A 13,223-nucleotide genomic window follows, 5' to 3' on the forward strand; every position below is an offset into this window, starting at 1 on the left:
TTTTGCATTCTGTCACAGTCTTAGGAGCGGGAAGTTGGGGTACGGCTCTAGCATTTGTACTCGCAGAGAATCAACACGATACTTTGATTTGGTCTCATCGAAAAGATCAATCACAAGAAATCAATGATTACCATACAAATAAAAAATATTTACCAGACAGCGAGCTTCCTACGAATCTCGCTGCTACGTCTGATTTACAAAAAGCCTTACAGCATGCACCGACTATCGTTCTGGCTGTTCCTACAAAGGCGTTCCGAGAAGTTATCCAAAACTTCTTGCCCTATTTATCAGAGCCTAAAACTTTCGTCCATGTATCAAAAGGAATTGAGCCAGATTCTTTAAAGCGCATCTCAGAGATTATTGAAGAAGAGATTCCTGAACATTTGCGGAAAAGTATTGTAGTTCTTTCAGGACCTAGTCACGCAGAAGAAGTAGTTTTGCGACATCCTACCACTGTTACTGCAGCAAGTGTTGATGAACATTCTGCAAAGTTCGTTCAAGATTTGTTTATGAATCATTACCTTCGTGTCTACACAAATGAAGACGTGATTGGTGTTGAGTTAGGTGGTGCACTTAAGAATGTTATCGCTTTAGCCGCCGGTATCGTGGACGGATTAGGTTATGGTGACAATGCAAAAGCGGCGCTTATTACGCGAGGACTAGCTGAAATCAGCCGCCTCGGAATCAAAATGGGTGCAGAACCTTATACATTCATTGGCTTAACTGGTATGGGAGATCTGATTGTTACTTGCACTTCCGTTCATTCTCGAAACTGGCGAGCAGGGAATCTGTTAGGTAAAGGGAATTCTTTAGAACAAGTACTAGAAGATATGGGTATGGTCGTGGAAGGTGTACGAACTACCAAAGCGGCATATCAACTGTCTCAGAAATATGATATTGAAATGCCTATCACTCATGCTTTGTATGACGTGTTGTTTGAAGGGATGACGCCAAAAGAAGGCGTAGATCAATTGATGTTACGTACAAAGAAGCACGAATTAGAAGATTTTAAATCGTTTTAAAGAAAGTGGGATTATCATGTCGTCTTTAGACAAAATGTGGATCTCCTTTGGTTCAATGGGATTCATGTTTATTGCGATGCTGTTGATGTTGTTTGTTCACTCTAAAGTGACAAATAAGTGGGTTGCTTGGCCGATTCGCATCGTTGCATGGGTTTGTTTGATTCTTGGGTTCATTTCTATGCTCTATATCATTTTCAATCCGACAAGAGGGACTGCGTAATGAAACAAATCATTAAATTAGTTCTCATCACGACCTCGATTTTATTTTTATCGGCCTGTGGCTATAAGAGTGGTTATGAGCCGGATAACGTGAACCCTTATCCGGAGCAACTTGAACAAGTGCAGAGTGCAGTCAATCAGTTCAGTGAAAACTCTGGCGGGCTACTACCTATTAAAACAAGAGATGCGGATGTTGACCAATATATCAAATATCCTGTCGATTTTACTAAACTGGTGCCGTCGCTTATGGGACAAGTGCCACCTAATTCATTTGAAGCGGGCGGGATTTATCAATACGTCATTCGAGATGTAGAAGAGAATCCAACTGTCAAGCTCGTGGATCTTCGGGCAACGGAAACGTTACGAGACCTCAATTTTCGCCGTTCTGTGAATGGGTATGCACCCATTGCTGAAACGATAGCTGAAGGGGTTTATAAGCTTGATTATGAAATCATGGGATATAAATCAGAAGTGACAGTACCTAGTCCTTACTCTTCTACCCAGCTTCCTTTAGTTGCAATAGGAACGGGAGAAATTTTCATCGATTACTCAATTGAACTGTACAAGATTCTTCAAGAAACTGATGAAGAAATCAAACCTGGTACGGATATTCGCTATCTTTTAGAACAAGACTCACCAATCGTACCGGCTTATTCCTTGCCGTATACTGTTAATGAAAATAATGAGCCCATATTTATGCTTCCTGAATGATCCGCAGGTCTACTGCGGGTCTTTTTTTCATACGCTACAGTATGAGAGGAGAGAGCTATGCAAAGTGCTTTGAATGAACTAGCGAAACGAACCAATGGAGATGTTTACATTGGAGTAGTAGGGTCAGTCCGAGTAGGGAAGTCAACACTGATCACAAAGCTACTAGACCATCTTGTAGTTCCTTCTATTTGAAGATGGAGAAGAACGAGCTCGTGTCATTGATGAAAAGCCCCAAAGCTCTGCGGGCTTAGAAATCATGACGACGGAACCAAAATTTATTCCCGCGCAAGCGGTTTCTGTACCGATTCATGTGTCTAATATTCATATGAAACTTCGCTTTGTGGATTGCGTAGGGTATATGATTGATTCAATAGGGAATCATGACAAATTAATACAAACGCCATGGAATCAAGAACCGATTCCATTCCAGCAAGCCGCCAAATTAGGAACAGATAAAGTCATCCGAGATCATTCTACAGTAGGCTTTGTAGTATCCACCGATGGCACAGTGAATGGAATTGCAAGGGACCTAGTTACTTGATCTTCCGAGTAAACATTGTTTGATGAAGACGATTGAAAAAGTAGTAAGACAAGACCAGCAGGGTATTGTGACATTTATTTTATAAGCTATTTCTGAAATTCAGTCATCGACTGGATTTTTTGATATACATAAAAATATTATGGAAACTAGTTGCTTATTACCATATTTTGTGCTTGATTCAATTTCATGAATTGACCCTCATGAAATTGCTCAAAATAGCGCTATAACAACGATTTCTATAGTAAATTCAGTTGCATACGTATTTTTGTTGTGATACTCTTTTTACAGATTGATTGTATCTTCCTTGAGAGGAGGTGAATGATGTGAATAAAACAGAATTAGTAAATGCTGTAGCAGAATCAGCTTCTCTTTCTAAGAAAGATGCTTCTAAAGCGGTTGATGCTGTATTTGAATCCATCCAATCTGCTCTTGCAGAAGGAAACAAAGTTCAATTAATCGGTTTTGGTAACTTTGAAGTGCGTGAGCGCGCGGCTCGTAAAGGTCGTAACCCACAAACTGGTAAAGAAATCGAAATTGCAGCTTCTAAGGTGCCTGCTTTCAAACCAGGTAAAGCACTTAAAGATGCAGTGAAATAAGATTTACATAGGGTAGCTTCTCATTGTGAGAAGCTACTCTTTTTATTTTTTCGGATTCGAGATATACGATTTCCCCTTCAACAGGCGGTGTGTTAAGATTCATATGATGAATGATAGAGGGGGATCTTTAGTGACTACTGTCGATTTACATAAAATAGAGAATGCCGTAAAAATGATACTAGAAGCCGTGGGGGAAGACCCTGCACGTGAAGGCTTAATTGAAACTCCAAAACGGGTCGCCAAAATGTATGCTGAAATGTTTGAAGGGCTACATCAAGACCCTAAAGAATACTTTAAAACGATCTTCCATGAAGATCATGAGGAACTTGTATTGGTTAAAGATATTCCATTTCACTCAATGTGTGAACATCACTTAGTTCCTTTCTATGGGAAAGCCCATGTAGCCTATATTCCGAGAAATGGAGTCGTAACCGGGCTTAGTAAATTAGCTCGAGCTGTTGAAACGACTGCTCGCAGGCCACAGCTTCAAGAACGCATTACATCAACTATTGCGGATAGCATCATGGAAATGCTGAATCCATATGGTGCATACGTCGTTATAGAAGCAGAGCACATGTGTATGACAATGCGTGGAATTAAAAAACCAGGAGCAAAAACCATTACTGCAGTAGCACGTGGCGTATATGAAGAAGATGCTGTGAAGCGGTCAGAAATTCATTCGTTCATACAAATGACCTAATTTCAGGTGCCTTTTGTGGTAAACTAAAGAATACAGTTAGGAGACGATGAAATGTCTAATAATGAATTTATTGTAATCAAAGCTCTCGAAGATGGTGTGCATGTCATCGGATTAACGCGAGGTACAGACACGAAATTTCATCACTCTGAAAAGTTAGATACAGGTGAAGTAATGATTGCTCAGTTTACAGACCATACATCAGCAGTGAAAATTCGCGGGTATGCTGAGATTCAAACGGCACATGGTACGGTTACGAGCGACTCGAAATCCAAATAGTTGGTGATGAAACAAATGACAAATTCTATACAGGCTAAACTTGAGTTGTGGCGTCATGACATTGAAGAAATTTTGAGTCACCCCATATTGATAGAACATACGGGCAGACCTAGACTGTCTGATCTTAAAATGGCATCTATTTATCTGCCGCTATTAGAAAAGGACATGGCAGATGATGTAAAAGCTTATCATGCAACTGCTATTATCTATTTGGCACTTTCTTGTCATGATCATGTTCTTCAATCAGGTACGCTGCAAAAGAGCCAACAACTTCAAGTTTTAGCAGGTGATTATTATAGCGGAAAGTATTATCAGCTCCTCTCGAAGAATGGTTACCGGGAGTTAATTACGCGACTCACAGACTCTATTCGGTTGATGACAGAATCACGCTCTTTTTTATATTTGCAAGAAACTTCTGATGAAGAAGCTATGGTCCATGCGAGAAAAGTGATTGTGACGGAACCTACACGTGCTCTTTTCACAGAGATGGACACTCTTCAGTTTATGCCTTTAGCGGAGCAACTAGCTCTTTTCGAGGACTTTGACAAACTGCCTTATTCATTAGAATGGATGGTAAGTGAAATCAAGCAAGAGCTCGACCAATCTCATTTAGGAGAAGAAGTGAAGAACTCTCTCATGCAGCTCATTGAGGAAGCACTACCGAGCGAAACAAAATTGTAAGGACGAAGGTGTTAGAAATGGTGAAAGAAAAAGAACAGCGCGTTCATGAGGTCTTTGAAAAGATTTCATCCAATTACGATGCGATGAATGGAGTCATCAGTTTTCAACAGCACAAACGCTGGCGTGAAGATACTATGCGTGCCATGGCAGTAAAAAAAGGTTCTAAAGCTTTAGATGTCTGTTGTGGTACTGCGGATTGGACCATTGCTTTAGCTGAAGACGCTGGCACAGAGGGGCATGTGACTGGGCTGGATTTTAGTCAAAACATGTTGTCCGTCGGGCGTGAAAAAGTTAAGTCTTACCCACAAATAGACTTGATTCATGGGAACGCAATGGATCTGCCATTTGAAGATAACCAATTCGACTATGTAACAATCGGGTTTGGACTCCGCAATGTCCCTGATTATAAAAAAGTATTAAGCGAAATGTACCGAGTTGTAAAGCCAGGTGGCATGGTAGTTTGTTTAGAAACGTCACAACCAGATTCTAAGCTATTCAATGGATTTTTTAGACTCTATTTCCGTTTTGTAATGCCCGTGTTCGGAAAATTATTTGCAAAGAGTTATGACGAGTACTCATGGTTGCAAGAATCTCAAAAAGACTTCCCGAATCGTACCGAGTTAGCTAAATTGTTTGAAGAAGTGGGATTTGCAAACGTTACAAGTAAGCCTTATAGTGGTGGAGCTGCGGCACGGCATATCGGCTATAAGATGTAGTTAGGAATGGTATTTAGTGGATAAGTTGAAATTGAAAGCCTTATATACAGATCTACGTCCTGACTTAGATCAAGTAGAAGCTGAGCTTACTGCATCAGTGCAATCTGATTCTGACTTGTTGACAGAAGCGTCTCTTCATCTCTTACAGGCTGGAGGGAAGCGAATTCGACCAGTCTTCGTATTGCTTGCTGCTAAGTTTGGCGATTTCTCGATTGAACGCATCAAGCAAGTGGCCGTTCCTGTCGAATTAATTCATATGGCGTCACTCGTCCATGATGATGTAATAGATGATGCAGGCACCCGCCGCGGGAGACCAACTGTAAAAGCAGAGTGGGATAACCGGATGGCTATGTATACAGGAGATTTCTTATTTTCTAAAGCAATCGCTTCTTTATCGAAACTAGATAGTACGTATGCCCATCAGCTGTTATCGGATACTATGGTAGAACTTTGTCTAGGTGAAATAGAACAAGTAGAAGATAAGCGATTGTATCAGTTGACGGTAAGGGAATACTTGAAGCGCATACGACGCAAGACAGCTCTTTTAATTAGTGTGTCCTGTGAACTTGGCGCACTTGCTGCGGACGTTAACGAGAAAGACCGCATCCATCTGCGCAATTTCGGATACTATGTTGGCATGTCATTTCAAATCGTCGATGATATTTTAGATATTGTTTCAACTGACGAAATGCTTGGAAAACCTGCGGGAAGTGACCTGTTATTAGGCAATATTACTCTACCTGTTGTATATGCTCGTGATGAAGCTGGGGTGAAAGAGTTACTTATTCGGATTCAGCGTGGGGATACGACGGAGCAGACCCGTCACGAACTACTTGCAGCACTTAGAACTTCTCAAGGGCTCGAGCAAGCAAAACGTATGAGTAATCTTTATCTTGAAAAAGCAATGAACGAAATTAAACACTTGCCTAAGAGTTCTGCGAAAAAATCTCTTCAAAACATTGCCCTCTTCATGAGCAAACGCAAATTTTAATTGAATTTTTTGGATGGTAATGGTACGATTTTAAACGTGTGAAACTTGATTTTAAGGAGCGACTACAATGGAAAAAACATTTTTAATGGTAAAACCTGACGGCGTTCAACGTAACCTTATCGGTGAAATCGTTGGCCGTTTTGAGAAAAAAGGCTTCCAACTTGTTGGTGCTAAATTAATGCAAATCCCAACTGAACTTGCTGAACAGCACTACGGTGAACACAAAGAGCGTCCGTTCTTCGGCGAACTAGTAGACTTCATCACTTCAGGTCCTGTATTCGCTATGGTTTGGGAAGGCGAGAACGTCATCTCTACAGCTCGTTTAATGATGGGCGCTACAAACCCTAAAGATTCAGCTCCTGGAACTGTTCGTGGTGACTTCGCTGTAACAGTAGGGAAAAATATTATTCACGGTTCTGATTCACCTGAATCAGCTGAGCGTGAAATTGGTTTATTCTTCAAAGAAGAAGAGCTTGTTACATACACAAAATCTTCTAACGATTGGATCAACTAATTGGCAAAAGACATCCGAAAAAGGGTGTCTTTTTTTATTTTCTAGGTGCCTGCCGTTCCAGAATCCCGTATGATTGTGGTATAGTGGAACACATAATACTTTAGCGAGTTGAAGGGAGAAAGTTATTTTGCGTTACTTAACAGCAGGAGAGTCTCATGGACCTCAACTAACAACAATAATTGAAGGAGTACCCGCTCAATTTACTCTTTCTATTGAAAAATTAAATGATTCTTTACGTAGAAGACAAGGTGGACATGGACGAGGGAGACGAATGCAGATTGAAAAAGATCTTATTGCAATCACTGCAGGAATTCGTCATGGAAAATCGCTTGGCTCACCAATATGTCTTCAAGTAACCAATGATGATTGGAAGCATTGGACGCATATCATGGGAGTGGAACCTCTTGAAGAAGGTAAGGATGAGAGTGAAATCAAACGCCAGATTTCTCGTCCACGACCTGGTCATGCAGACTTAGTTGGAGGCATCAAATACCAACATAGGGACCTGCGCAATGTTTTAGAACGTTCTTCTGCGCGTGAAACGACTGTTCGAGTAGCAGCTGGTGCTGTGGCGAAACAACTTTTAGAACAACTAGGTATTCAAGTTACTGGTTACGTGACGACAATTGGTGGTGTCCACGCAGATCGTGCTATTGCAGAGCAGCTGACAGTTGAAGAATTGGTGGAACGGACCACTCAAGATCCTGTATATACCGCTGATCCTGTTGCGTCTAAAAAAATGGTTGCTGCGATTGATGCTGCTAAAAAAGCAGGAGATACAATTGGCGGAGTCGTTGAAGTTCGAGTAACGGGGATGCCTGAAGGCGTTGGTAGCTACGTTCACTACGACAGAAAACTGGATGCCCGCCTTGCCTTTGCCATGATGAGCATCAATGCGTTTAAAGGAGTGGAACTTGGTCTCGGATTCGAAATGGCCAATCTACCCGGTAGTCAGGTCCACGATCAGATTCGATACAATGAACAACAAGGATACTACCGGGAGACCAACCGATTAGGTGGAACTGAGGGTGGTATGTCGACAGGGATGCCAATCGTGGTTAGAGGCGTCATGAAACCAATTCCGACCCTTTATAAACCACTTGAAAGTGTGGATATTGAAACGAAAGAAGTATTTAAGGCTAGTATTGAGCGTTCTGATGCGTGTGCAGTACCTGCAGCTTCTGTTGTGGCGGAGCATGTCATCGCTTGGGAAATCGCTCAAGCTATTCTGGAAACTTTCCCTTCTGATCATCTTGCTCAACTGCAGGAGGCTGTCGAGAAGCGACGGAATGAAGCAAAGGAGTTTTAATACGTGGAATTAACGATTCAATCAAAAGATAGAAGCTATCCAGTAATTCTTAAGATGCAAGCTATTCGCCAGTTGGAAAAAGTTCTTCCAGATAACGCAGATCGCATTATAGTCTTTGCGGATCAACATGTCTGGAATCTTCACGGCAACTATTTTCAACAGCAGGTCTCGTTTAACTTTGACAAGTATTTGTTAAAGTCGGGCGAAGCTACTAAGACGCTTGCTGAGTATGACAGAGCACTTGCATATCTATTAGAAAACAAGGCCTCTAGAAAAACTGTACTGATTGCTTTTGGCGGAGGAGCGGCTGGAGACTTTACAGGATTTGTTGCGGCTACTTATATGAGAGGGATCTCATTTATCCAACTTCCTACTACGATTTTGGCTCATGATAGTGCTGTTGGTGGCAAGACAGGGGTCAATCACGCACTTGGGAAAAACATGGTGGGGGCTTTCCATCAACCGCTAGCTGTCATTTTTGATACGCACTTTCTTCAAACATTACCGGATAGTGAGATTCGCTCAGGGTACACAGAGCTCATTAAGCATGCATTTCTTTCAGATGCCGTTTGGGCACAAGAATTACTGCAGTTGAAATCAATGGATCAGGTGAAGGCGCTCGAATGGCAGGAACAGCTTGCAAAAGGGATTGCTGTAAAAGCCGCAATCGTGGAAAAGGATGAGTTTGAAACCTATGAGCGCAAGTTTCTAAATCTTGGCCATACGTACGGACACGGCATAGAAGCTCTTGCGGGCTATGGGCGATTAAAGCACGGAGAGGCAGTAGCTCTTGGGTTAGTCATTACGTTTCTGCTGAGCGAACAACCAGACTTAGCCAAAACGTGGTTACGCCAAATGATTGCTCTTGGGTATCCAACAAGCGAAGTGCTGAGTTTTCCGTTTGAATCCATTATGGAGTTTATTAGAAAAGATAAGAAAAACACAGCGACTGAATTGCAATTTGTTGTAGTATCAGAAATTTCGAAACCAACACTTGCGACAGTTACAGAAGAACAGGTACACTACGCACATACCCAACTATGTGCATGGTTGAAGGAGGACCAGCTATGATACGAGGCGTACGAGGCGCAACAACCATTGAGATCGACCAACCAGAAGCAGTAATGGAAGCCACTCAGACGCTGGCACGCGAAATGGCGAAACAAAACAACATTGAACCTGAAGAAGTAGCGTCTGTATTGATATCTACGACACCGGACATTGTGTCCGCTTTTCCTGCAAAAGCAGTGCGTACTATCACAGGATGGGAATATGTACCGGTTATGTGTACTCATGAGATGAATGTACAACCGAGTCTTCCTAGATGCATCCGCATCATGATGCATGTGAATTCTACTGTAGCGCAAAACAAGATTCAGCATGTGTATTTAAATGAAGCCATTTCTCTTCGACCTGATCTAGTAAAGAAATGAGGAACTGATGATGAAGTTTAAGCAACAATTAAAAGGTTTACAGGCATATAAGCCTGGTAGAACGATGGATGAAGTAAAAAAACAGTTCGGCTTACAAGAAGTCATCAAACTAGCATCTAATGAAAATCCGTATGGTTCTTCTCCAAAAGTCCGAGAAGCACTAACAAATGCTTCGCTTGACTTTGCTTTGTACCCAGACGGTTATGCGTCGAGTTTACGTGAAGCAGTTGCTGCTCACTTATCTGTGAAACCAGAGCAACTGATCTTTGGCAATGGGTCAGATGAAGTCATTTTACTTGTGACTCGTGCGCTATTGTCTCCTGAAGTTAATTCTGTTGGAGCGGATATTACGTTTAGCCAATATGCACATAACGCTCGCATTGAAGGTTCTCCATATATTGCGGTTCCTCTTAAAGAAGATGGATCACATGATTTGGACGCTATGCTTGACCAAGTGACAGAAGAGACTGCAGTCGTCTGGATCTGTAATCCTAACAATCCAACGGGAACATTGACTCCTTCAAAAGAGATTTATACGTTCCTTCAAAAAGTCCCTAACGATGTGTTGATCGTCTTAGATGAAGCTTACTACGAGTATGTATCTTCAGAAGACTATGAAGAATCTCTCTCATGGATTCAAGAGTTCCCGAATCTGCTTATTTTAAGAACATTTTCTAAAGCATACGGACTGGCAGCTTTCCGAGTTGGATATGGAGTTGGTTCTGAAGAAGTAGTGCAGCAGCTCGAACCCACTCGTGAACCTTTTAACAATACGTCAATCAGTCAAGTAGCGGCGCAAGTTGCTTTAGCGGATCAACAGTTTATTCAACAAACAGTTGAACAAAACGAAAAAGGGAAGCAGCAATATATCGAGTTTTGTAACGAACATAAATTGCGATACTACCCGACTGAAACGAATTTCATCTTGATCGATATCGAACAAGATAGTGATGAGGCATTCCACTACTTGATGTCTAAAGGCTATATCATTCGTAGTGGGAAGTCGCTTGGTTTGCCAGGTACGATTCGCATCACTATAGGAACGAAAGAACAAAACGAAGGATTGCTTAGAGAGTTGTCACATCTCGTGAGCAAAGAGAAAGTGTGATAGATTTTGACAACAATAGTTATCGTGGGACTTGGCCTCATAGGAGGTAGTTTGTCCCTAGCTTTACGAAGAAATCCGGATTGTCATGTTATTGGGTATGATGTTGATGCCAACACGGTGAGAACCGCTAAACGAATTGATGTTATTGACGAAATGGCCTATTCTTTAGCGCGCTCTGTGAGAGACGCAGACATCATCATCTTTGCTACACCGGTTAATACCACAAAGAAGCTCTTACAGGAGGCTACGAAATGGACACTAAAACCAGGTGCTGTTTTAGTAGACACGGGAAGCACAAAAAAAGAAATCGTTGATTTAGCGAATTCCTTACAGTTGCCTTTTATTGGGGGGCACCCGATGGCGGGCTCTCATAAAAGTGGCGTGACAGCGGCGCGTGCGCATTTATTTGAAAACGCCTATTTTATCCTGTGCCCGTCCGATTATGTCACCCAGCAACAAGTAGATGACTTTAACCAATTGTTGCAGCCAGCAAAAGCAAAAGTGCTGCAGTTATCAGCTACTGAACATGATGAAATGACAGCTGTCGTGAGCCATTTCCCGCACTTGGTAGCAGCTTCTCTTGTTCATCAGCTGAATGCTTCTAGTGACAATCCCCTTACTGCCCAATTAGCTGCAGGTGGATTTCGAGATACGACGCGAATCGCTTCGTCGAATCCGATCATGTGGCGTGATATTACGCTACAAAATCGTGACCAACTGCTCGAACAACTAGATCATTGGATGATTGAAATGCAACGTGTAAAGCGTCTTGTCATGACGAGTGATCCAGTGGAAATCGAAGACTATTTTCAACAAGCAAAAACGAAAAGAGACAATCTCCCATCACATACACAAGGAGCTTTTTTCAGTACGTTCGATCTGTATATCGATGTTCCTGACTATCCTGGTGTTATTTCTGAAGTGACGGGGTTACTCGCAGCTCATCAATTGAGCTTGTTAAATATTCGAATCATCGAGACACGTGAGGATCTCTTTGGTATTTTGGTGATCAGTTTTCAATCTGATGATGACCGCAACCGAGCAATGGCATGCATTCATGCAGAGACGAATTACGAAACCTACATCGCATAAGGAAGTGAAAACAATGAAGACACTACATCATCAAGGTCCGTTAAAAGGGACTCTCGTGATACCAGGAGACAAGTCCATCTCGCACAGGTCGATTTTATTTGGGGCCATGGCACAAGGGACGACGACAGTAGAAGGTTTTTTGCAGAGTGACGATTGCTTGAGTACTATAGACTGTGTCCAGCGTGTAGGAGTTCAAGTGGAGGTTGACGGTGACCGTGTAACGGTCAACAGTCCAGGAATCGAAAACTGGAAAGAACCGGATACGATTCTCTATACAGGGAATTCGGGTACAACAACGCGTTTACTTGCAGGAGTTTTAGCTTCTTCATCTGTGGCATCGGTGATGATTGGAGACGAATCCATTCAAAAAAGACCAATGAAACGTGTGACGGATCCATTGAGACTTATGGGTGCGGAGATTATTGGTAGAAGTGGTGGGAATTTCACTCCTCTTGCGATACAAGGAAAAAAGCTAGCAGCTATTTCTTATCAAATGCCTGTAGCATCGGCGCAAGTGAAATCTGCTATTTTACTGGCAGCTCTTAGAGCAGAAGGAACAACGTCGGTTACAGAAATCGATACATCTCGTGATCATACGGAAAAGATGCTTCGTCACTTCGGCGTAGAAGTTCATCAGACTGAATCCACTATCACACTTCAAGGAGGTCAAAAACTGACTCCAGCTCATGTTGTGGTACCAGGAGATATTTCATCCGCAGCGTTTTGGTTGGTTGCAGGTGCGATTGTACCTGATTCATTTATTCGACTTGAAAATGTGGGTGTGAATCCAACTCGAGACGGTATCGTGGAAGTGTTACAGGAAATGGGAGCAACACTTCGCATGACAGGATCTACATCAGGTTCGCATGAAGAGACGGCTACATTAGAAATCGAATCGAGCCATTTGACAGCTACTGAAGTTCAGGGAAGTCAGATTCCTCGACTCATAGATGAAATTCCGATTCTCGCACTTCTCGCGACACAGGCAACTGGGGTTACGGTGATCCGTGATGCTGAAGAACTTAAAGTAAAAGAGACCAATCGCATCGACGCCGTGGTGAACGAGCTCACGAAGTTAGGTGCTCAAATTGAATCTACTGAAGATGGAATGCGTATTACAGGTCCGACACCACTACATGGCGCAACTATTACTACATACGGAGACCACCGCATCGGAATGATGGGTGCTATTGCCTCTCTGATTACAAGTTCTCCTGTGACTCTTGATAATGCAGACTGTATTAGTGTCAGCTATCCAAACTTTTTTGAACATTATAAGCAAGTGACAACAGGCTCAAACTGAGTCTGTTTTCT

At 42.2% G+C, this 13,223-nt stretch carries 17 protein-coding genes and 1 pseudogene; all 18 read left to right on the forward strand.

What is annotated here, in order from left to right; translation table 11 throughout:
* The first annotated feature begins 2 nt into the window (after positions 1-2).
* The 18 genes and pseudogenes from CF394_RS02865 (at position 3) to aroA (ending at position 13,212) form a co-directional block, all read left to right on the forward strand.
* Entirely contained in the window at positions 3-1,022 is a 1,020-nt protein-coding gene (locus tag CF394_RS02865; protein ID WP_094941757.1) for an NAD(P)H-dependent glycerol-3-phosphate dehydrogenase, read from the forward strand.
* 16 nt (positions 1,023-1,038) lie between these two features.
* A complete protein-coding gene (locus tag CF394_RS02870) occupies positions 1,039-1,242 on the forward strand; it encodes a DUF2768 domain-containing protein (protein WP_094941758.1) in 204 nt (67 codons plus the stop codon).
* Complete coding sequence (locus tag CF394_RS02875; RefSeq protein ID WP_094941759.1) at positions 1,242-1,952, forward strand: LptM family lipoprotein; 711 nt, start codon at positions 1,242-1,244, stop codon at positions 1,950-1,952. The genes CF394_RS02870 and CF394_RS02875 overlap by 1 nt, the downstream gene beginning before the upstream one ends.
* Before the next feature lie 57 nt (positions 1,953-2,009).
* Positions 2,010-2,144 (forward strand): hypothetical protein, encoded by a 135-nt coding sequence (locus CF394_RS16160; protein WP_094941760.1) that lies wholly within the window; start codon positions 2,010-2,012, stop codon positions 2,142-2,144.
* 10 nt (positions 2,145-2,154) lie between these two features.
* A pseudogene (locus CF394_RS02885) lies at positions 2,155-2,493 on the forward strand (stage IV sporulation protein A); the annotation flags it as partial.
* 323 nt (positions 2,494-2,816) lie between these two features.
* Positions 2,817-3,089, forward strand: coding sequence for a non-specific DNA-binding protein Hbs (hbs, locus tag CF394_RS02890; protein WP_094941762.1), 273 nt, complete (start codon positions 2,817-2,819; stop codon positions 3,087-3,089).
* A 106-nt stretch (positions 3,090-3,195) separates the two neighbouring features.
* Positions 3,196-3,789 (forward strand): GTP cyclohydrolase I FolE, encoded by a 594-nt coding sequence (folE, locus tag CF394_RS02895; RefSeq protein ID WP_439332850.1) that lies wholly within the window; start codon positions 3,196-3,198, stop codon positions 3,787-3,789.
* 51 nt (positions 3,790-3,840) lie between these two features.
* Complete coding sequence (gene mtrB / locus CF394_RS02900; protein WP_094941764.1) at positions 3,841-4,065, forward strand: trp RNA-binding attenuation protein MtrB; 225 nt, start codon at positions 3,841-3,843, stop codon at positions 4,063-4,065.
* 15 nt (positions 4,066-4,080) lie between these two features.
* A complete protein-coding gene (locus tag CF394_RS02905; protein ID WP_165767434.1) occupies positions 4,081-4,746 on the forward strand; it encodes a heptaprenyl diphosphate synthase component 1 in 666 nt (221 codons plus the stop codon).
* A gap of 17 nt (positions 4,747-4,763) precedes the next feature.
* Positions 4,764-5,462, forward strand: coding sequence for a demethylmenaquinone methyltransferase (locus CF394_RS02910; RefSeq protein WP_094941766.1), 699 nt, complete (start codon positions 4,764-4,766; stop codon positions 5,460-5,462).
* A 16-nt stretch (positions 5,463-5,478) separates the two neighbouring features.
* A complete protein-coding gene (locus tag CF394_RS02915; RefSeq protein WP_094941767.1) occupies positions 5,479-6,453 on the forward strand; it encodes a polyprenyl synthetase family protein in 975 nt (324 codons plus the stop codon).
* A gap of 67 nt (positions 6,454-6,520) precedes the next feature.
* A complete protein-coding gene (gene ndk, locus CF394_RS02920) occupies positions 6,521-6,967 on the forward strand; it encodes a nucleoside-diphosphate kinase (RefSeq protein WP_094941768.1) in 447 nt (148 codons plus the stop codon).
* Between the two features lie 127 nt (positions 6,968-7,094).
* A complete protein-coding gene (gene aroC, locus CF394_RS02925; RefSeq protein ID WP_094941769.1) occupies positions 7,095-8,276 on the forward strand; it encodes a chorismate synthase in 1,182 nt (393 codons plus the stop codon).
* Positions 8,277-8,279: 3 nt separating this feature from the next.
* Complete coding sequence (aroB, locus tag CF394_RS02930; RefSeq protein ID WP_094941770.1) at positions 8,280-9,347, forward strand: 3-dehydroquinate synthase; 1,068 nt, start codon at positions 8,280-8,282, stop codon at positions 9,345-9,347.
* On the forward strand, positions 9,344-9,709 hold the full coding sequence (gene aroH / locus CF394_RS02935) for a chorismate mutase (protein ID WP_094941771.1): 366 nt from the start codon (positions 9,344-9,346) through the stop codon (positions 9,707-9,709). Before aroB ends, aroH begins: the two co-directional genes overlap by 4 nt.
* Positions 9,710-9,719: 10 nt before the next feature.
* Positions 9,720-10,817 (forward strand): histidinol-phosphate transaminase, encoded by a 1,098-nt coding sequence (hisC, locus tag CF394_RS02940; RefSeq protein ID WP_094941772.1) that lies wholly within the window; start codon positions 9,720-9,722, stop codon positions 10,815-10,817.
* 3 nt (positions 10,818-10,820) lie between these two features.
* Positions 10,821-11,909: a prephenate dehydrogenase gene (locus CF394_RS02945; RefSeq protein ID WP_094941773.1), complete on the forward strand. Its 1,089-nt coding sequence runs from the start codon at positions 10,821-10,823 to the stop codon at positions 11,907-11,909.
* Positions 11,910-11,922: 13 nt separating this feature from the next.
* Positions 11,923-13,212 carry a 3-phosphoshikimate 1-carboxyvinyltransferase gene (gene aroA / locus CF394_RS02950; protein ID WP_094941774.1) on the forward strand — a complete coding sequence of 430 codons (1,290 nt, stop codon included), beginning with the start codon at positions 11,923-11,925 and terminating at the stop codon, positions 13,210-13,212.
* Positions 13,213-13,223 lie beyond the last annotated feature (11 nt).

The organism is Tetzosporium hominis, from assembly GCF_002265435.1.
Classification (GTDB): domain Bacteria; phylum Bacillota; class Bacilli; order Bacillales_A; family Planococcaceae; genus Chryseomicrobium; species Chryseomicrobium hominis.

What these genes read in the sequence shown, in the direction of transcription:
- CF394_RS02870 (WP_094941758.1), top strand. Translation starts at nt 1,039, where the DNA reads ATGTCGTCTTTAGACAAAATGTGGATCTCCTTTGGTTCAATGGGATTC.
- CF394_RS02875 (WP_094941759.1), top strand. Translation starts at nt 1,242, where the DNA reads ATGAAACAAATCATTAAATTAGTTCTCATCACGACCTCGATTTTATTT.
- CF394_RS16160 (WP_094941760.1), top strand. Translation starts at nt 2,010, where the DNA reads ATGCAAAGTGCTTTGAATGAACTAGCGAAACGAACCAATGGAGATGTT.
- folE (WP_439332850.1), top strand. Translation starts at nt 3,196, where the DNA reads ATGAATGATAGAGGGGGATCTTTAGTGACTACTGTCGATTTACATAAA.
- mtrB (WP_094941764.1), top strand. Translation starts at nt 3,841, where the DNA reads ATGTCTAATAATGAATTTATTGTAATCAAAGCTCTCGAAGATGGTGTG.
- CF394_RS02905 (WP_165767434.1), top strand. Translation starts at nt 4,081, where the DNA reads ATGACAAATTCTATACAGGCTAAACTTGAGTTGTGGCGTCATGACATT.
- CF394_RS02910 (WP_094941766.1), top strand. Translation starts at nt 4,764, where the DNA reads ATGGTGAAAGAAAAAGAACAGCGCGTTCATGAGGTCTTTGAAAAGATT.
- ndk (WP_094941768.1), top strand. Translation starts at nt 6,521, where the DNA reads ATGGAAAAAACATTTTTAATGGTAAAACCTGACGGCGTTCAACGTAAC.
- aroH (WP_094941771.1), top strand. Translation starts at nt 9,344, where the DNA reads ATGATACGAGGCGTACGAGGCGCAACAACCATTGAGATCGACCAACCA.
- hisC (WP_094941772.1), top strand. Translation starts at nt 9,720, where the DNA reads ATGAAGTTTAAGCAACAATTAAAAGGTTTACAGGCATATAAGCCTGGT.
- aroA (WP_094941774.1), top strand. Translation starts at nt 11,923, where the DNA reads ATGAAGACACTACATCATCAAGGTCCGTTAAAAGGGACTCTCGTGATA.